This is a genomic window from Brevibacillus sp. BC25 (assembly GCF_000282075.1).
Classification (GTDB): Bacteria; Bacillota; Bacilli; order Brevibacillales; family Brevibacillaceae; genus Brevibacillus.
This window is the reverse complement of record NZ_AKIX01000028.1, coordinates 150,227-168,755: the sequence shown is the minus strand read 5'-3', so window position 1 is coordinate 168,755 and position 18,529 is coordinate 150,227. Positions and strand designations below refer to the sequence as shown.

Genomic DNA, 18,529 nt, shown 5'->3' with positions numbered 1-18,529 from the left:
GAGGAGTTGGAAAGGTAGTGGCACGTTTTGGTCGACTGGTTACCGCTATGGTAACGCCTTTTAATGAGCAGCTACAGGTCGATTACGATAAAACAGAGCGACTGATTGACCATTTGATTGCAAATGGTACAACTGGAATCGTACTAAGTGGTACCACGGGTGAATCACCGACTTTATCCCGTAAGGAGAAGCTCGATCTTTTCCGTCATGTGGTTTCCTACGCAAAAGGAAGATGCCACATCATTGCAGGAACAGGCAGTAATGATACAGCATCAAGCATTGAGTTCACCCAAGCTGCACAATCCACTGGGGTAGACGCTGTCATGGTGGTTGCTCCTTATTACAGCAAGCCATCACAGGAAGGGCTTTACGCACACTTCAAGGCATTATCGGAAGCGACCGAGCTACCCGTGATGCTATATAATGTGCCAGGAAGATCCGTTGTCAATATGACTGCTGAAACGACACTTCGTTTGGCGGAGCTGCCTAATGTAGTCTGCATCAAGGAAGCCTCCGGCAATTTGTCGCAGATGTCGCAAATCATTGAACATGCTCCGGAAGGCTTTGAGCTGTACAGTGGTGATGATGGCTTAACCTTGCCGATCCTGTCTATCGGGGGAGTGGGCATTGTCAGTGTGGCGAGTCACGTAGCTGGTCGCCCAATGACAGACATGATGGACGCCTTTTTTGCCGGTAACTTTACGGAGGCCGCAAGACTCCATCGCAAGCTGTTGCCGATTTTTGAAGGCCTGTTTGCCTACCCGAGCCCAGGACCGACCAAGGTCGCTTTAGAAAAGCTCGGCGTTCAAGTTGGGGGCGTTCGACTGCCTTTAGTCGAGCTGAACGAACAAGAAAAAGCATTTGTGTATTCCCTGCTTGTTTAACTCCATAGAAGAAAAAGAGCCATTCCTGCCTGGGATGGCTCTTTTTCCTTGTGTTCATGATTTCACTTCGGGTATAATAAGAACAAGTGATTTGGGGCGGTTTTTTTGAGTGGACATGACAACTAAATATAGGAGGTTACACGTTTTGGCAAAATCGAATCACTCTGTTCTCGTTTTCGCCTTGGGCGGAGTCGGCGAAATTGGGAAGAATATGTACGTGGTACAAAGCGGTGACGACATCGTAGTGATTGATGCCGGTTTGAAGTTCCCAGAAGAGGAAATGCTGGGGATTGATATGGTTATTCCGGATATCACCTACTTGGAGGAACATCGCGACAAGGTTCGGGGTATTATTATTACGCATGGACATGAAGACCACATCGGCGGCCTCAGCTACGTGCTGAAGCATTTGAAAGTCCCGGTTTATGCGACAAAACTTACCCTTGGTTTAATTGATGCAAAGTTAAAAGAAGCGGGCATCCTAAACGAAACAAAACGCGTATTGATCAACAGCGACTCGGAAGTCGTTCTCGGAAAGATGAAGGCGACCTTTTTCCGCGTAAACCACAGCATTCCGGATTGTGTAGGGGTATGCCTGGATACGCCAGAAGGTTACATCGTTCATACAGGAGACTTCAAGTTCGATCAAACACCTGTTAACAATCAGGTAGCTGATTTGGCAAAAATGGCGATGATCGGTGACAGAGGCGTTTTGTGCTTGCTCTCTGACAGTACGAATGCAGAACGGCCTGGATTTACCGGATCGGAACGCTCAGTGGGCAAAGCACTTATGGATGTGTTCAGCAAAGCATCTGGACGTATTGTTGTTTCTACGTTTGCATCAAATGTTCACCGCATTCAACAAGTGGTGGACGCTGCAGCACAGTTCAACCGTAAATTGACGGTTGTCGGCCGGAGCATGCAAAATGTTATTAATATCAGCAGAGACTTAGGGTACTTGTTGGTCCCTGAGGGCTTGATTGTTGAGATCGATGAAATCAACAAATTGCCTGCTGAACAAGTCGCTATTTTATCAACTGGAAGCCAAGGAGAGCCTATGTCCGCGCTTACTCGGATGGCCCGATCCGCCCATCGGAAAATTGACATCCTTCCAGGAGATACAGTTATTATTGCAGCGACTCCCATTCCAGGGAATGAAAAATACGTGGCGCGTACAATTGATCAATTATCGCGCATTGGTGCAGATGTCATTTATGGTGGCCATGGACCTAACGGAACCGTCCACGTCTCCGGTCATGGTAGCCAAGAAGAATTGCGCCTGATGCTCAACCTAATGAAGCCTAAGTACTTTATTCCTGTTCACGGTGAATATCGCATGTTGAAAACGCATGCCTTACTTGCTGAACAGGTTGGCATTCCTGAAGAAAACACGTTCTTGCTGGATAACGGCGATACAGTTGAATTCTCAGGGGGCAAGGCCCGTTACGGTGGAAAAGTCCATGCTGGCAACGTTTTGATTGACGGCTTGGGCGTTGGTGATGTAGGAAACATCGTGCTTAGAGATCGCAAATTACTGTCACAAGATGGCATACTGGTAGTTGTCGTTACACTCAGCAAACAAAATGGCACGATTTTGTCAGGTCCAGATATCATTTCTCGCGGTTTCGTCTACGTGCGTGAATCCGAAGAGTTGCTGGATGAGGCAAATCGCATAGTGACCCAAACACTTGTCAAATGCATGGAAGAAAATGTGAATGAATGGTCTTCACTGAAAAATAACGTAAAAGAGTCATTAGGCCGTTATCTGTACGAGCAAACGCGCAGACGTCCAATGATCTTGCCGATTATCATGGAAGTGTAGGATCACTTGATAAAGAGCTGGAAACCCTTTCGAAGAAGGGTTTCTGGCTTTTTTTGGCTTTGTGGGCGCATGATTTTTCTTCCCCTTATCCATACTACAGAGGAAAGTGAGGGAGGATCATCCATGCCGAATCAACAATTTAACGATTTTTTAAATAGGCCGCCGTTTGCAAACACAGAGGTAAATAGTAAGGAATCCCAGCCACAATCGCCAACTGATGATCAGGAGCCTGCTGCTTCGCCGCCATCTGAAGCACCTGCACAAGAAGATCCGAAGAAAAAACTGCTCGATTCCATTACGCAATTGGGTCAGACAAACGTCCCACAGCTCGAAAGCAATATTTATTGTATGACCATTATCGGACAAGTAGAAGGGCATATTCAGCTTCCTCCTCAAAATAAGACGACCAAATACGAGCACCTCATCCCTCAATTGGTTGCGGCAGAACAAAACAGCAAAATAGAGGGCGTGCTCGTTATTTTGAATACGGTTGGTGGGGATGTGGAAGCGGGCTTGGCGATTGCAGAAATGGTATCGTCCTTATCCAAACCGGTAGTTACACTCGTACTCGGCGGTGGTCATAGTATTGGTGTGCCAATCGCTGTAGCGGGTTCGTACTCGTTTATTGCAGAAACCGCTACAATGACGATCCACCCGATCCGCTTGACGGGTCTTGTGATTGGTGTGCCACAAACGTTTGAGTACTTGGATAAAATGCAAGATCGTGTAGTTAGCTTCATTTCCCGACACTCCAATGTCACAGAAAAAAAGTTCCGTGAGCTCATGACCCGAACCGGTGAATTGACACGAGACATCGGAACCAATGTGATTGGCGTGGATGCGGTTAAATACGGTTTGATTGATGAAGTCGGCGGCCTTGGAAGTGCGCTGAAAAAGCTGAACGAACTGATCAAAGCGCAAAAGGGCGAGGAGAGTGTACTCCAATGATCTTATACTCCATCATTCCAATGGAAACGGTTTTTGAGAACATGGAGCAAGTGGAGAAACAAGAGCTGAAAGAGATCGCGGTGGGGCATGCCACGATGCTCATTGAGCTAACCGGACCGTTTGAAGGAAAAATCGTCAGGCTGATTAGTCCAGATCCGCAAGACTACCTGAAGGAGCAGTACGCACCCGGACAAAAAATTCAGTTTCATCCTGAGTGGCTCGCCTAAGAAGTCCTGTATTTCTATGAATTTCCTGTGTTATACTAGTGATGTACGAACAGCAGCCGAACACGCGACGGCTGCCTTTTTAACGAATAGGAATTTATAAAATAAATTCCGGAGCGCATGGAAACTTTCCGCTAAAACGCGGTCGCTCTACGTTGAAAAGGCCTCGATAGAGGTTTTCTTACCATTACGGTACATAACGAGTGTAATAACGAGGAGGAGGCGTGCCATTGAGTAGGAGAAAAAAAGAGCGTTCACAAGCGGCATTGGCCTCAGTTGTCAAAATAGAGCTGCTGGGACTTCTCATCATCGTGCTGTCCTTGATCGGGCTTTTGGAGAGTGGATGGCTGGGCAAAAATGTACTGGCGCTACTATTTCGGTTTATTGCGGGTTCATGGGATTTCATTATTCCTGTTCTGCTAATCGGTATGGCCATACATATGATGTTTACGAGAAAGTCACCGAAGCTTACTTACCGCGTCTTAGGGATAGCTCTCATTGGTGTGGCGATTTTGACCTGGGATCACATGATTCTATACAAACAAATTACCGCAGATGGAAAATTTGCAGAGCAAAGCATCATTAAGGTTACATGGGACAGAATTTGGCTCGATCATGGTCAGAAAGTGTCCACCACCGGGGTAGGCGGAGGAATGATCGGTGCCCTGTTTTTTGCCATAACCAATGGTCTTGTTGGAACAATTGGTACTGGTCTCGTGATTGTTTTCCTTTTCCTTGTGGGACTGATGTTTCTGTTCAATCTTTCTTATGTAAACATTTTGATGTTTGCCAAGGACAAGCTCGCTATGTTTTACGGAAAGGCGAAAGATACAGTGAAGGACTCTGTACAGCTTTTGCAGGAAGAGAACGAGAAGCGAAAGAAAGATGCAAAGGAAGCCGAAGAGGCTCGCAAGCAAAAGCAATCGGAAGCAGAGAACGAGGCCATTGCAGTTACTGCGTTGAAAGAGCAAAAATCTCATCCACAGCCTGCTATTCAGGAGGAAGAAGTCCAGAAACCAAACGCCCCGTTAATACGTGATTTTACGGATCGCATTGCATTGGATGAGGATGAGGAAAAGGTTGATCCTAGTCATCAAGCGAGAGCTGCACAACCGAAAACGAATCAGGAAATTACGTTTGCGCTCGAAGGAGAAGAGGAAATCTTCGGTACACTAGATACTGAAGAAGAACAGAACACTATACCGTATGAGCTCCCAAGTCTGCAAATGCTCGCAAGGCCAAAAGCGAGTTCAACAGGTAAAGACGTCGATCATACCTCAAATGCGGCAAAATTAGTGCAGACACTGAAGAGCTTTGGGGTCAATGCAACGGTTTCCGAAGTACATCGCGGACCAGCTGTTACACGCTATGAAGTTCAGCCTGCTACAGGAGTAAAAGTAAGCAGGATTGTCAGCTTGACGGATGACCTTGCTTTGGCATTAGCGGCAAAAGATATCCGGATTGAGGCACCAATCCCAGGAAAATCAGCCATCGGCATCGAGGTTCCGAACTCGGAGGTAGCGGTCGTATCACTGCGAGAAGTATTGGAAGCTCCCGAGTATCAAGATGCGTCAGGGAAGCTCACCGTTGCTCTTGGCCGGGATATTTCCGGAGAGCCGATCGTAGCAGATCTGACCAAAATGCCCCACTTGCTCGTAGCGGGTGCGACGGGAAGCGGAAAATCAGTATGCATTAACGGATTGATCATGAGTATTTTGTTCAAGGCCAAACCAGAAGAGGTCAAGCTGATGATGGTTGACCCGAAAATGGTGGAACTGAATGTGTACAACGGAATTCCACATTTGTTGGCTCCTGTTGTTACTGACCCGAGAAGAGCTTCTGTTGCATTGAAAAAGGTCGTGTCCGAGATGGAGCGGCGTTATAATTTGTTTGCCAAAACAGGGAGCCGCAATATAGAAATGTACAATGCGCAAGTGGAAGGGACGCCACTTCCCTATATTGTTGTCATCGTCGATGAGCTTGCGGACTTGATGATGGTAGCGCCGGGAGAAGTGGAGGATGCGATTTGTCGACTTGCGCAAATGGCTCGTGCTTCCGGTATTCATCTAATCATCGCGACGCAGCGTCCTTCCGTAGATGTCATTACGGGAGTGATCAAGGCAAATATCCCTTCCCGCATTGCCTTTGGGGTATCTTCGATGGCTGACTCCAGAACGATTCTGGATATGGGAGGAGCAGAAAAGCTTCTCGGAAGAGGGGACATGCTTTCGCTTCCGATGGGGGCATCCAAGCCGACTCGTGTTCAAGGAGCCTTTGTATCTGACAAGGAAGTAGAAGAGGTCGTTCGTTTTGTGAAAGAACAGCAAGAAGTTCGCTACAATGAAGAAATGATCCCGGGTGACGTGCAGGAGGAACAGCAGCCAGTCGTGGATGATGAACTGTACGATCAAGCTGTTCAAATCGTTTCAGAAGCCCAGACGGCATCGGCATCCTTGTTGCAGCGTCGTCTCCGTGTCGGTTATACGCGAGCGGCACGATTGATTGATATGATGGAAGCCCAAGGAATAGTCGGTCCTTATGAGGGAAGCAAGCCTCGTGAGGTTCGTCTGCCACGTCCGTCCATAGAAAGTAATATTTCATAGAGAGAGACCTTGCCACCTTTTGTATTGGCAGGGTCTTTTTTCCTATTTTAGTAGAAAAATCCCTGTCGAAATTAATCATTTTGCATTATTATTCATAAATATTTGGCTTGCATGATACTCGCCCCTCATGTAAACTTTTTAAGAGATTGACGGAAATTGTTGTTATTAAGTCTCATACGAATCAGAGGTCTGACGTCCTACCTGTTGGGATGGCTGAAGGACAGCAGGAGTGAATGATGATGAGCATCAAAGGGAATGTTCGATCACTGTTTCTCTTGGTAATGGACAAGATCAAGAGTGATATCGAAACCGGACTTCTTCGTCCTGGTGAACGCCTCCCTTCTGAAGCCGAACTATCCAAACAGCTTGGTGTAAGTAGGGCGACGCTTCGCGAGGCACTCCGACTTCTTGAGGAAGAGAAGATTGTCATTCGTAGACACGGTGTAGGTACCTTTATTAATTCAAAGCCTGTTTTTTCAGGCGGGATTGGGGAACTCTTTAGTGTGACGGATGCAATCGAGCGTCAAGGATATACGGCAGGAACCTTGATCCTGAAAACATCCTTTGGCGAATCTGCTGAAGAAGAGAGGAAGCGGCTGGCCTTAAATCCGGGTGAAGGCGTTCTCATAGTAGAGCGAATTCGAACGGCTGACGGTGAGCCTGTGGTTTATTGTGTGGACCGCATTCCTGCACATCTGGTGCCCGGGGGCTATGCGGCAAGTGGAGAGTCTATCTTCAAATGGCTGGAGAGCGTAACAGGGGTAAGGATCGCATACGCAGTAGCTGATATTGAACCCATGGGCTACAATGAAAAGGTTTCCAACCTGCTGCATTGCGATAAATCTGCTCCCATGCTCTTGCTCAAACAGATTCATTACGACGAAAGTGAAAAGCCAGTGCTATACTCCCATAATTACTTCAGGGCTGACAAAATTCACTTTCATGTCGTACGGAGACGGTTGTAACTGTGGGGGCGACCTCACTCAACAATTTCATCAACTAAAAACAGGGGGTAATCTCAGATGAAGAAAGTTCTATCCGTGCTTTCTGTGGCAACACTCAGCCTGTCGCTCGTTCTCGCTGGGTGCGGAAGCAAACCAGAAGCACAGCCTCAAGGCCAAACTGGTAGCAATGGAGGCGCTCCAGCCGCTAAAGCTATCAAAGTAGGTATGGTTACAGACGTTGGCGGTGTAAACGACAACTCCTTTAACCAGAGTGCTTGGGAAGGGCTGCAAAAACTCCAAACCGATTTGAATCTCCCGAAAGAAAACGTAAACTATCTGCAATCAAAATCAGATGCTGACTATGTACCAAACCTGACTCAATTCGTAAAAGACGGTTGGGATCTGACTTGGGGTATCGGCTTCCTGATGGGTGACCACCTGAAAAAAGTAGCAGATGAAAACAAAAACGCAAAATTGGCGATCATCGACGCTGAAGTTGATGCTCCTAACGTAGCATCTGTACTCTTTAAAGAGCATGAAGGCTCCTTCCTCGCTGGGGTAGTTGCAGCGAAAATGACCAAAACGAAAAAGGTTGGTTTCGTGGGTGGCGTTGACATCCCGGTAATCAAACGTTTTGATCTTGGTTTCGAAGCGGGTGTAAAAGCTGTTGATCCAAGCATTCAAGTAGTTAAAGTTTACACGGGTGCTTTTGATAAACCAGACATGGGTAAATCTACGGCTTCCTCCATGTACGGTCAAGGTGTGGACATCATCTTCCACGCTTCCGGCGGTACAGGCGACGGTGTGTTCAACGAAGCAAAAGATCGTAAAGCTAAAGGCGAAAACGTATGGGTAATCGGTGTTGACAAAGACCAATCCCTGACTTTCGGCGACGAGATCACATTGACTTCCATGGTAAAACGTGTTGACGAAGCAGTTATTCGTGTAGCGAAAGACCTGTCTGAGGATAAATTCAAAGGCGGAGTACAATGGCTCGGACTGGCTGAAAACGGTGTAGGTCTGGCTGACACTTCCACGAAAAACGTTCCTGAAGACGTACTGAAGCTGGTTGAAGAATACAAGCAAAAAATCGTTAAAGGCGAAATCACAGTACCTGACAAGTAAAAACTAGGGAAGCTGCAAAAGGACAAGGCTGGTTCGAGCTACTGGCCTTGTCCTTTACCTTCACAATAGACCCAAAAAATGGGGTGAGCATGCATGAACTCGGTAAAAAAAGTGGTTGAAATGAGAGGGATCACAAAACGGTTCCCAGGCATTGTTGCGAATGACAGTATTACACTGTCCGTAGGTAAAGGTGAAATTCATGCGCTGCTCGGAGAGAATGGCGCGGGTAAGTCCACACTCATGAATATCTTGTTCGGTCTATATCAGCCGGATGAAGGCGAAATTCTGATTAACGAGAAAGTTGTACAGATCACCAGTCCAAGGATTGCAAACGAACTTGGTATCGGAATGGTTCACCAACATTTTATGCTCGTAGAAACATTTACAGTCACGGAAAACATTGTGCTAGGAAATGAACCGAAAAACGGGTTGAAGATAGATATTCAAAGCGCTGAGAAAGCGGTAGAAAAACTGTCGAATCAATACGGGCTCAAAGTTGATCCGAGAGCAAAGATTCAGGATATCTCAGTAGGGATGCAACAGCGTGTAGAGATTTTGAAAACGCTTTATCGCGGTGCGGACATCTTGATTTTTGATGAACCTACGGCTGTATTGACGCCGCAGGAAATCCATGAACTTATCGAGATTATGCATAACTTGGTAAAAGAAGGTAAGACGATTATTCTGATCACACACAAGCTGAAAGAAATTATGGCTGTATGTGACGCGGTTACGATCATTCGTCGAGGAAAAGTCATTGACTCCGTATTGGTAAAAGATACGAATCCAGACGACTTGGCTGCAAAAATGGTTGGTCGTGAAGTGAACTTCCACGTGGATAAAACGGAAGCAAAACCAAAAGAAACGATCTTGGCTGTAGAAAAATTGACTGCGATGGGTAACCGAGGTGTCAATGCACTGAACAATCTCAGTTTAGAGGTTCGGGCCGGTGAAATTCTCGGAATTGCTGGAGTCGACGGAAACGGTCAAAGTGAACTGATTGAAGTATTAACTGGCTTGCGTAAAGCAACAAATGGGCGTGTCCTTCTTAATGGCAAAGAAATTACGAATCAAAGTCCGCGCAACATCTCGGAATCAGGATTGTCTCATATTCCAGAAGACCGACATAAACGTGGATTGGTTCTTGATTTCACCATGAGTGAAAATATGGTATTGGAAACATATTTCCATCCAACGTTTTGCAAAGGCGGTTTTCTTGATTATGGCGCCATTGACAAGCATGCGGCCAAGCTTATCGAAGAATTCGACGTTCGGACTCCGAGTATTTACACGCCAGCACGAGCGCTCTCGGGAGGAAACCAACAGAAGGCAATTATTGCCCGCGAAGTGGACAAGAACCCGGATCTGCTGATTGCGGCTCAACCTACTCGTGGCTTGGACGTAGGGGCTATCGAATTCATTCATCGCAGACTGATTGATCAACGAGATCAAGGAAAAGCGGTTCTCTTGCTTTCCTTAGAGCTGGATGAGGTCATCAATGTGTCCGACCGGATTGCAGTTATTTATGAGGGAGCTATTGTGGGGATTGTCGATGCAAAATCGACAACGGAGCAAGAGCTCGGCTTGATGATGTCCGGCGGAAAAGTAATGCAAGGAGGGGGAAACGATGAATAGAATTATTGCGGTCTTCACGAAAGAATCGTTTCTCGTTCCTGCCGTTGCGATCATTCTTGGTCTTTTGACTGGAGCAATTGCAATGCTGGCAGGTGGATTTAATCCAATCGATGCCTATATGGCTTTGATTAAAAAAGTATTTGGAAGCGCGTATAACTTTGGTGAAACGATTCGTCAAATTACGCCTTTGATCTTTACAGGTTTGGCTGTAGCGTTTGCTTTCCGTACAGGTCTCTTTAACATCGGGGCAGAAGGTCAATTTATCGTAGGGATGATTGCTTCTACTGTCGTAGGTGTTTCTTTTGATCTTCCAGCTATCATTCATGCTCCACTTGCTATCCTTGCAGGTGCTGTAGCAGGTGGTTTGTGGGGTGCCATTGCCGGTTATTTGAAAGCAGCGCGTGGTGTCAATGAGGTTATTACCAGCATCATGTTGAACTGGGTAGCTCTTTACTTTGCAAACTGGGTCATGAATGCTTTCTTTATTCCAGCAGGCAAACAAACATCTGAAGAGGTAAAGGATTCTGCGATCATTACTATTGGATGGCTCGCTGAAATGTTTGACAATGCTCGTTTGCACTGGGGTACACTGATTGCCGTACTCGCAGCTATTTTCTTCTATATCATCCTTTGGAAAACAAAATCTGGTTTTGAATTGCGTTCTGTTGGTTTGAACCCGCATGCTTCTGAGTATGCCGGTATGAACGTGAATCGTAATGTTGTAAAGGCTATGTTCATTGGTGGTATGTTTGCAGGGATTGGTGGAGCTACTGAGATTTTGGGCGTATTCCACTATCAAGCGATTATGACGCAGCATACGGGCTATGGCTTTGATGGAATCGCGGTAGCATTGATTGGCGGAAATTCACCATTCGGGGTTATCCTTGCTGCCATATTGTTTGGGGTGCTCACTTTCGGTGCGAGCGGCATGCAGTTTAGTGCGGGTGTACCGTTTGAGTTGATTCGTGTCGTGATTGCTTCTGTTATTTTCTTCGTTGCTGCACATGGCATCGTGAAAATTTTCGTTAAGCCGATCTTGATGAAGAAAAAGGAAGGTGGAAACTGATGGATTGGGGATTAATTCTTAGCAACCTCGTTCATGATACCATCGTGTTTTCCACTGCCTTGATTTTTGCCGCATTGGGTGGACTGTACTCTGAGCGTTCTGGTGTCGTGAACATTGCGCTAGAAGGTATGATGATTATCGGTGCTTTTACCGGTGCCGTAATGACCTATGCTTTCCAAGATTCACTGGGTGCTTGGGCACCGTGGGTTGGATTTATTGCAGCAGGGATTGCCGGTTCTATTTTTGCACTTCCGCATGCCGTTGCTTCGGTTACATTTAAAGCGGACCAGACCGTCAGTGGTGTGGCCCTGAACTTCTTGGCAGCTGGACTTTCCATCTACCTGACCAAAATTATTTTCGACGGAGCAGGTCAGACAACAACATTGAACAATGTGTTTAACAAATTCAGTATTCCTGGATTGAGTGAAATTCCGTATATCGGACATGCTATTTTTGAGGCGTATCCTACTAGCTATCTAGCTTTTATTGCCGTTTTCCTTACTTGGTATGTTGTATTTAAGACACCATTCGGATTGCGCTTGCGTTCAGTTGGTGAGCATCCGCGTGCTGCTGATACAGTAGGGATCAATGTTAAGAAAATGCGCTACACGGCTGTTATGATCAGTGGTATGCTGGCTGCATTAGGTGGAGCTACCATTTCTTTGACGACAACCAGTAACTTTTCCCATAACACGGTTTCCGGACAAGGGTTTATCGCGATTGCGGCCTTGATCTTTGGTAAATGGCATCCAATGGGTGCGATGGGAGCAGCATTGTTCTTTGGTGTCGCTCAAGCGATCAAGTCTTTGGTGCAAATCTTCGGATTGACCAATTACATTCCTACTGAATTTATCTTCATGCTTCCGTACGTACTGACGATTCTTGTGATGGCTGGTCTGGTAGGACGATCCAGTGCTCCAGCGGCCCTCGGCAAACCTTACGATACGGGATCGCGTTAATCATTCGTTGACAAAATTTAGCGTCTAGAACCTGTCACTTCCCCTGTGCGATAATTTTTGTGACTGCTTGCGGTCCGCATAAAACGGTCCTATCCGTTTTTGCAAATTGTCTGTGGGGAGGGAAAAAGATGAACCGCTGTCTACATAAGTACAGCAGTTATCGATGGAACAGGCTTCTAGGCGCTTTTGTTTTTTGCCTGATGATAGCAGGATCCGATGGAATGGTTTCCGCAAAAGAGCCAGGACCGGTCATTTCTGTCGTTGTTGATGGAATGGGAGTCCAATCAGATGTATCGCCAATCCATCAAAATGGGCGCATGCTCGTTCCGATACGGGTAGTAGCGGAGGCAACAGGATCAGAAGTAAGCTACGATGCCAATACGCAAAAAGTATTACTCAACAAAAAAGGCAAGCATATAACTCTTACGATCGGCAGCCAGATAGCGTACGTAGATGGAAAACGTTTGAAGATGGATGTTTCTCCAATCATTGTGAATAAGCGGACGCTTGTTCCGATCCGATTTATCTCCGAAGCATTTGGCTATCAAGTTCAATGGGATGAGACGTCGGCCGTTGCATACATACAATCCAAACCTGTGGAAGACAAGGCTGCGAGTGTGAAATACTCCTTGAATCCATATGTAGTTCAACAGGGTGATACTTTATCAAAAATTGCAGCTCGCCACGACACGAACATGAGTGCCATTCAGAAAAATAACCATCTCTCTTCTGATGAGTTACTGGTGGGCCAAATTTTATTTTTGCCAGAAGGTGCACAAAGAGCTGAGCATTCCATTGCCACAAAAGTTGCGGATGACCAATTGGTTGGGAAACAATTTCGTTTTCCTTTCCACGATAATAGTTGGTATGAGCCGTATGGGGATAGCTTCGGGTCCGATCGAGAGTGGACCGAGACGAATAACGGCAGTGTCCGTAGTCACGAGGGGATCGACATTATGGCACCGAAAGGAACCCCGATTTACTCGGTATCCGATGGGACGATCAACAAAGTGGGCTGGAATACGTATGGTGGCTGGAGAGTGAACATTACGGATGAGAATGGCCAATATCGGATGTATTACGCTCATTTGCAGGCGTATGCACCAGGATTGCATGTAGGAAAAACGATAAAAGCTGGACAGCTGATCGGTTTTGTTGGAGATACAGGCTACGGTGGAACTGGTACAGTGGGAATGTTTGAACCTCACCTGCATTTTGGCCTCTATCGTAACAACACGGGAAATGCAATCGATCCGTATGATTACTTGCGGATTTGGGAGCAAAATAAAGTGGAGAGTCCCCTCTAATATTGGGACAAACTACTACGGAGTACCTTCACGCATAAAAGGAGGCCCTTCGTATGTGGACTTGTCCGTACTGTGGGGGAAGCCACGGCTTACCCTTTCACGATGAGCAGTTGGATGGCATGCTCTGTCTCTCGTCTGATTGCGGTCGATTTGTTGAAGAGCATAGCACTTCGGATGATCCTCGAGACTGGGATGCAATGGATATGTAAGGAAAAGAGTGAACGCCCTTCGTAAAAAGGTGGCGTTCGCTCTTTTTTTATACAATGGAAGCGCTGTGATTTGCGTATTATAGGACTTGCGTGAGCGCATAGGATGAAGCACTGGGATATATAATGGAAGATTCTGATGCTTGATGCCCTGACAATTGGTTACAATAGAGAAGAGTATGAGTAAGCTGATGGAGAAGGGAGATTGAACTATGACTGCTTCTACAACCGAAATTGCATTTCAAAGCTCCCAAATCAATGGGATGAACGTACATATCCTTCCAACAGAAAAGTTCAAGACAACGACGATCGTGACGATGATTGAACAGGCGTTATCGGAGGAGCACGTAACGAAAACAGCATTGCTTGCGATGGTCATGAAACGTGCCAGCGCACGTTTTCCGGAAACGAAGCTGTTGCGAGCGCATTTGGATTTTCTGTATGGTGCTATTTTTGATGTAGATGTCACCAAAAAAGGCGAGCGGCAAATTCTGCAAATTTACATGGAAGTACCGAATGAAAAATATTTGTCCAATGAAGCCTCACTTTTGGAGCAGGCAATCGAATTCGTTGGAGATATGCTCGTCAGACCGTATGTACAGGACAACGCTTTTTCCGAAAAGTACATGGCACAGGAAAAAGAGACGCTTCGTAAACGGATGGAGAGTTTGATCGACGACAAAATGAAGTATGCGAACCAACGCGTTACAGAAGAAATGTGTAAAGGAGAACCATTCGCTCTTCTCGTCCAAGGACGTGTGGCGGATTTACCGAAGATCACCGGTCAGGAGCTGTATCAATACTTTAAAGAAGTAACGACGACCAATCCGATCGATATGTTCGTGGTGGGAGATGTTGATCAGAAGGAAGTAAGCGAGGCTATTCGCAAGCATATCCCGTTGGAGCGCTCCCAAGCAGGAGAACTGCAGATCGAATCGACGGCGAAGGATGTATCAGCTGAACGCGAAGTGATCGATCGACTTGATGTCAACCAAGCAAAGCTCAACATCGGCTGCCGCACACAGATCACTTATAAGGATGACGATTACCCGACGCTGTTGCTATTCAACGGGATTTTAGGCGGTTTTCCTCACTCCAAGCTGTTTGTCAACGTCCGTGAAAAGGAGAGTCTCGCTTACTATGCCGTATCCAGACTAGAGAGCCACAAAGGGATTCTCATGATTATGTCCGGGATTGATGTTAGCAAATATCAGCGTGCAGTTGAGATTATTAAGCAGCAGCTTGATCTGATGCAACAAGGAACCATATCGGATGAGGAAATGAGCCAGACGCGCGCGACTTTGTCTAACCAGTTCCGTGAACTATTGGACAGTGCTCGCGGCATGATTGAATTTACGTACAACGGTGTGATTAGCGGACGTCCTCGAAAAATCGAAGAGCTTTTGGCGGGGATCAACCAAGCGACCATTGAGGATATCAAGAAAGTAGCGAGCAAGGTAACGATCGACACGGTTTATCTGCTACGGGACAAGAAGGGAGAGGCATAAGATGCAGACCACTGTCTTTGAACAAGTGAATGAAACGGTATATCATGAAACTCTCCAAAATGGATTGCAAGTCTATTTGGTTCCCAAACAAGGCTTCAGCAAAACATACGCTGTGTTCACTACGCGCTATGGCTCCATAGATAGCCATTTCAGGACTCGAAGCGGGGAAGAAATCAATGTTCCCGACGGCATTGCGCATTTTCTGGAGCACAAAATGTTTGAGAAAAAAGATCGGGATGTCATGCACGAATTCAGTAAAAATGGGGCTAGCTGCAACGCGTTCACGAGCTTCAATCGTACGGCATATTTGTTCTCGTGCACAGATAAGTTAGATGACAATCTGAATCTGCTGCTCGACTATGTGCAGGACCCGTATTTTACAGATGCCAGTGTAGAAAAGGAAAAAGGAATCATCGGCCAGGAAATCACCATGTACGATGATAATCCTGACTGGAAGGTGTACATGAACCTCCTTAAGGCCATGTACCAGAAGTATCCGATTAACATTGAGATTGCGGGTACGATCGAGACGATCTCTCATATTACAAAAGAATATTTGTACCAGTGCTATGAAACGTTTTACCATCCTGCCAATATGCTCCTATTGGTCGTGGGTTCCTTCGAGCCAGAAGCGATCATGAAGCTCATTCGTGAAAATCAGGGAGCAAAGGAGGTTTCTCCTGCGCCTCAAATCACGCGCGTGTTTCCAGAAGAGCCATCAGCTCCAGCGGAAGCGAAAGTAGAAGCGTTTCTAACAGTTGGTCTGCCCAAATGCTTGATCGGAATCAAAGAAAAGGAAAACGGTCTAACCAAGGAAGCCTTGTTAAAACGCGAGTTGACTACTAAACTGGTATTGGACATCGCGTTCGGCACAAGCTCCGGTGTCTATGAGCGTTTGTATGACAGCGAGCTGATTACGGAAAGCTTTGATTTTGACTACAGCAGCGAGCAGGATTATGCGTATACGATTATTGGTGGAGATACACCTGATCCGGAGCGTTTAGTGGAAACGATCAAAGCAGAAATCGAACAGTTGAAGCAAAACGGTATAGCCCAGGATGATTTTGAGCGTGCGAAGCGTAAAAAAATCGGAAACTTCTTGCGTTCTCTTAACTCCGTGGAGTTTATCGCTAACCAGTTTACCAGCTTCAAATTTAACGGAAATGATCTGTTTTCCGTAGTGCCGACCTTGGAGTCGATCACACGCGAAGATGTGGAAAAACGTTTGAAGGAACATTTTTTAATCGAGCAGATGGCTGTTTCCATCGTTCGTTCCGCTTCGCCACAGGAGTAATGTATTCATGTTCAAGCAAGAGACGCCGTGGGCGTTAATTACGGGAGCTTCCGGAGAGATCGGGCAGGCGATCGCTGCCTACCTGATTGATGCGGGGGTTCCCCTTTATCTGCATTACAATCGAAATATAGAAAAAATGGAGCCGTTAGTGCAAAAATGCCAAGAGCAGGGAGTTCCGTACGGCATCCTCCAAGCTGATCTACGGGATCCACAGCAAATTGCAGGGATGTTTGCTCAGATGCAGGTTGCACCACTATTGATCGTAAACAACGCATCAGTGGACGATGTCGGCTTATTTACGGATGTGACTGTCGAGAAATTCGATGAGCTCATGGCACTCAATGTTCGATCCGCTTTTTTGGTCTGCCAAGCGGCTGTTCCGGCCATGCTGCGCGCAAGATATGGGCGTATCGTCAACATTTCTTCCATTTGGGGACTGACAGGCGGTTCATGTGAGGTGTTGTATTCCATGACCAAAGGAGCAGTCAATACGTTCACCAAAGCCTTGGCAAAGGAAATGGCCCCAAACGGAATTACGGTAAATGCAGTTGCTCCTGGAGCTATTGCTGGTGGAATGATGGAGCGCTTTGCTCCAGATGAAATGGAAATGATCGCGGAAGAAATACCTGCCAACCGTCTCGGACAACCATATGAGGTAGCCGCAGTCGTGCGCTTCTTGCTTTCGGCGGACTCCAGTTATGTGACGGGGCAAGTAATTAGTCCAAACGGTGGATGGTACACATAGAAGAGAAGTATGCATGAATAAAATACGAGAAATGATGGAATTCTACCTTTTGTGTGGGCAGCAAATCTGTTCGCAACGTACAAAAGGAGGGAATTTCCCTATGTCGATTCTTGACAATTTCAGCGACTGGAAAGCGTTTCTCGGAGATAGGGTAGACCAAGCGAAACAAGCCGGGATGGAAAGCGAAACGCTTCAAAATGTAGCTTATCAAATTGGTAGCTATCTGTCTGAGCAAGTAGACCCGAAAAACGATCAGGAGCGTCTGTTGAAACAGCTGTGGGACGCAGGTGATCAACAGCAGCAACAAGCGCTGGCATCACTCATGGTGAAGCTTGTTCAGAATAGCAATAACGCGAACGCTGGCAGCTAGCCATTCAAATCCCCTACTTTTGGGGATTTTTCTTTTCGCGATTGTCGAATGAAACGAACGTGATATACTACATAAGAAGAGAATTCTGGTTGGCGGAGAGGATTGCATATGGAAGCGAAGAAAGAATGGTACATGGAGTATGAGATTGCCCGTAACCGTCCCGGTCTCTTAGGGGACGTATCTTCTATTCTGGGGATGTTGAACATCAATATCGTGACGATCAATGGTGTGGATACCATGCGTCGAGGTATGCTGCTCTTGACCGATGATGATGAAAAAATGGAGGTTTTGCGCAACGTTGTGCAAAAAATGGACAACATAACCATAACGAGGTTACGTCCCCCGACCATGCTGGATCGATTGGCTGTACGCCACGGTCGCTATATTGAACGGGATAGCGAGGACAAAAAAACGTTTCGCTTTGTTCGTGAGGAGCTGGGCTTGCTGGTCGATTTCATGGCAGAAATCCTGAAGAAGGAAGGTCACCAGCTCATCGGGATTCGTGGCATGCCTCGCGTAGGGAAGACTGAATCCATGATTGCTGCCAGCGTATCCGCCAATAAACGTTGGACATTCATTTCCTCTACGTTGTTGCGTCAAACGGTGCGTAGCTCCTTAGCCATTGATGAAATGTCTACTGATCATGTATATTTGATAGATGGAATTGTCTCAACGCTGCGATCGACAGAAAAGCACTTCACCTTGCTTCGGGAGATTATGAACTTTCCTGCCGCAAAAATCATTGAGCATCCGGATATATTCGTAAGGGAATCAGAGTACCAACTTGATGATTTCCATTACATTATTGAGCTGCGTCATTATCCGGATGAAGAGATTACATATGAGCTTATCAACAATCGCGGCTTTGATAATTTCGAAATGAATTAAG

Annotated in this window: 17 protein-coding genes; all 17 read left to right on the top strand. The window is 46.4% G+C overall.

Features of this window, described 5'->3' with window-relative positions:
• Window positions 1–17 precede the first annotated feature (17 nt).
• The 17 genes from dapA to PMI05_RS06925 all read left to right on the top strand — a co-directional run bounded on the left by dapA (window position 18) and on the right by PMI05_RS06925 (window position 18,528).
• Entirely contained in the window at window positions 18–884 is an 867-nt protein-coding gene (gene dapA / locus PMI05_RS07000) for a 4-hydroxy-tetrahydrodipicolinate synthase (protein WP_007719210.1), read from the top strand.
• 145 nt (window positions 885–1,029) lie between these two features.
• Complete coding sequence (locus PMI05_RS06995) at window positions 1,030–2,706, top strand: ribonuclease J (protein ID WP_007719209.1); 1,677 nt, start codon at window positions 1,030–1,032, stop codon at window positions 2,704–2,706.
• Window positions 2,707–2,829: 123 nt separating this feature from the next.
• Window positions 2,830–3,654: a ClpP family protease gene (locus PMI05_RS06990; protein ID WP_007719208.1), complete on the top strand. Its 825-nt coding sequence runs from the start codon at window positions 2,830–2,832 to the stop codon at window positions 3,652–3,654.
• Window positions 3,651–3,881 (top strand): YlzJ-like family protein, encoded by a 231-nt coding sequence (locus PMI05_RS06985; protein ID WP_007719207.1) that lies wholly within the window; start codon window positions 3,651–3,653, stop codon window positions 3,879–3,881. The genes PMI05_RS06990 and PMI05_RS06985 overlap by 4 nt, the downstream gene beginning before the upstream one ends.
• Window positions 3,882–4,102: 221 nt before the next feature.
• Window positions 4,103–6,481 (top strand): DNA translocase FtsK, encoded by a 2,379-nt coding sequence (locus tag PMI05_RS06980; protein ID WP_007719205.1) that lies wholly within the window; start codon window positions 4,103–4,105, stop codon window positions 6,479–6,481.
• A 239-nt stretch (window positions 6,482–6,720) separates the two neighbouring features.
• Window positions 6,721–7,446 carry a GntR family transcriptional regulator gene (locus tag PMI05_RS06975; protein ID WP_017249274.1) on the top strand — a complete coding sequence of 242 codons (726 nt, stop codon included), beginning with the start codon at window positions 6,721–6,723 and terminating at the stop codon, window positions 7,444–7,446.
• Between the two features lie 57 nt (window positions 7,447–7,503).
• Window positions 7,504–8,550, top strand: a complete 1,047-nt coding sequence (locus PMI05_RS06970; protein ID WP_007719201.1) for a BMP family protein — start codon at window positions 7,504–7,506, stop codon at window positions 8,548–8,550.
• Window positions 8,551–8,643: 93 nt separating this feature from the next.
• A complete protein-coding gene (locus PMI05_RS06965) occupies window positions 8,644–10,185 on the top strand; it encodes an ABC transporter ATP-binding protein (RefSeq protein WP_007719199.1) in 1,542 nt (513 codons plus the stop codon).
• Complete coding sequence (locus tag PMI05_RS06960) at window positions 10,178–11,251, top strand: ABC transporter permease (protein ID WP_007719198.1); 1,074 nt, start codon at window positions 10,178–10,180, stop codon at window positions 11,249–11,251. The genes PMI05_RS06965 and PMI05_RS06960 overlap by 8 nt, the downstream gene beginning before the upstream one ends.
• Window positions 11,251–12,210: an ABC transporter permease gene (locus tag PMI05_RS06955; protein WP_007719197.1), complete on the top strand. Its 960-nt coding sequence runs from the start codon at window positions 11,251–11,253 to the stop codon at window positions 12,208–12,210. The genes PMI05_RS06960 and PMI05_RS06955 overlap by 1 nt, the downstream gene beginning before the upstream one ends.
• Before the next feature lie 128 nt (window positions 12,211–12,338).
• Window positions 12,339–13,517, top strand: coding sequence for a stalk domain-containing protein (locus tag PMI05_RS06950; RefSeq protein ID WP_007719196.1), 1,179 nt, complete (start codon window positions 12,339–12,341; stop codon window positions 13,515–13,517).
• Between the two features lie 53 nt (window positions 13,518–13,570).
• Window positions 13,571–13,726, top strand: a complete 156-nt coding sequence (locus tag PMI05_RS30995) for a hypothetical protein (RefSeq protein ID WP_007719195.1) — start codon at window positions 13,571–13,573, stop codon at window positions 13,724–13,726.
• Between the two features lie 209 nt (window positions 13,727–13,935).
• Window positions 13,936–15,231, top strand: coding sequence for an EF-P 5-aminopentanol modification-associated protein YfmF (gene yfmF / locus PMI05_RS06945; RefSeq protein WP_007719194.1), 1,296 nt, complete (start codon window positions 13,936–13,938; stop codon window positions 15,229–15,231).
• A 1-nt stretch (window position 15,232) separates the two neighbouring features.
• The gene (yfmH, locus tag PMI05_RS06940) at window positions 15,233–16,525 is read left to right on the top strand and encodes an EF-P 5-aminopentanol modification-associated protein YfmH (protein WP_007719193.1); all 1,293 of its coding nucleotides are present in this window, start codon (window positions 15,233–15,235) and stop codon (window positions 16,523–16,525) included.
• A 7-nt stretch (window positions 16,526–16,532) separates the two neighbouring features.
• Window positions 16,533–17,270, top strand: coding sequence for an elongation factor P 5-aminopentanone reductase (gene ymfI, locus PMI05_RS06935; RefSeq protein WP_007719184.1), 738 nt, complete (start codon window positions 16,533–16,535; stop codon window positions 17,268–17,270).
• Between the two features lie 100 nt (window positions 17,271–17,370).
• Window positions 17,371–17,640, top strand: a complete 270-nt coding sequence (locus tag PMI05_RS06930; protein WP_007719182.1) for a DUF3243 domain-containing protein — start codon at window positions 17,371–17,373, stop codon at window positions 17,638–17,640.
• 108 nt (window positions 17,641–17,748) lie between these two features.
• On the top strand, window positions 17,749–18,528 hold the full coding sequence (locus PMI05_RS06925) for a YmfK family protein (protein ID WP_007719176.1): 780 nt from the start codon (window positions 17,749–17,751) through the stop codon (window positions 18,526–18,528).
• Window position 18,529: the final 1 nt, after the last annotated feature.

What these genes read in the sequence shown, in the direction of transcription:
- PMI05_RS06990 (WP_007719208.1), top strand. Translation starts at nt 2,830, where the DNA reads ATGCCGAATCAACAATTTAACGATTTTTTAAATAGGCCGCCGTTTGCA.
- PMI05_RS06985 (WP_007719207.1), top strand. Translation starts at nt 3,651, where the DNA reads ATGATCTTATACTCCATCATTCCAATGGAAACGGTTTTTGAGAACATG.
- PMI05_RS06975 (WP_017249274.1), top strand. Translation starts at nt 6,721, where the DNA reads ATGAGCATCAAAGGGAATGTTCGATCACTGTTTCTCTTGGTAATGGAC.
- PMI05_RS06970 (WP_007719201.1), top strand. Translation starts at nt 7,504, where the DNA reads ATGAAGAAAGTTCTATCCGTGCTTTCTGTGGCAACACTCAGCCTGTCG.
- PMI05_RS06965 (WP_007719199.1), top strand. Translation starts at nt 8,644, where the DNA reads ATGAACTCGGTAAAAAAAGTGGTTGAAATGAGAGGGATCACAAAACGG.
- PMI05_RS06960 (WP_007719198.1), top strand. Translation starts at nt 10,178, where the DNA reads ATGAATAGAATTATTGCGGTCTTCACGAAAGAATCGTTTCTCGTTCCT.
- PMI05_RS06955 (WP_007719197.1), top strand. Translation starts at nt 11,251, where the DNA reads ATGGATTGGGGATTAATTCTTAGCAACCTCGTTCATGATACCATCGTG.
- PMI05_RS06950 (WP_007719196.1), top strand. Translation starts at nt 12,339, where the DNA reads ATGAACCGCTGTCTACATAAGTACAGCAGTTATCGATGGAACAGGCTT.
- PMI05_RS30995 (WP_007719195.1), top strand. Translation starts at nt 13,571, where the DNA reads ATGTGGACTTGTCCGTACTGTGGGGGAAGCCACGGCTTACCCTTTCAC.
- yfmF (WP_007719194.1), top strand. Translation starts at nt 13,936, where the DNA reads ATGACTGCTTCTACAACCGAAATTGCATTTCAAAGCTCCCAAATCAAT.
- yfmH (WP_007719193.1), top strand. Translation starts at nt 15,233, where the DNA reads ATGCAGACCACTGTCTTTGAACAAGTGAATGAAACGGTATATCATGAA.
- ymfI (WP_007719184.1), top strand. Translation starts at nt 16,533, where the DNA reads ATGTTCAAGCAAGAGACGCCGTGGGCGTTAATTACGGGAGCTTCCGGA.
- PMI05_RS06930 (WP_007719182.1), top strand. Translation starts at nt 17,371, where the DNA reads ATGTCGATTCTTGACAATTTCAGCGACTGGAAAGCGTTTCTCGGAGAT.
- PMI05_RS06925 (WP_007719176.1), top strand. Translation starts at nt 17,749, where the DNA reads ATGGAAGCGAAGAAAGAATGGTACATGGAGTATGAGATTGCCCGTAAC.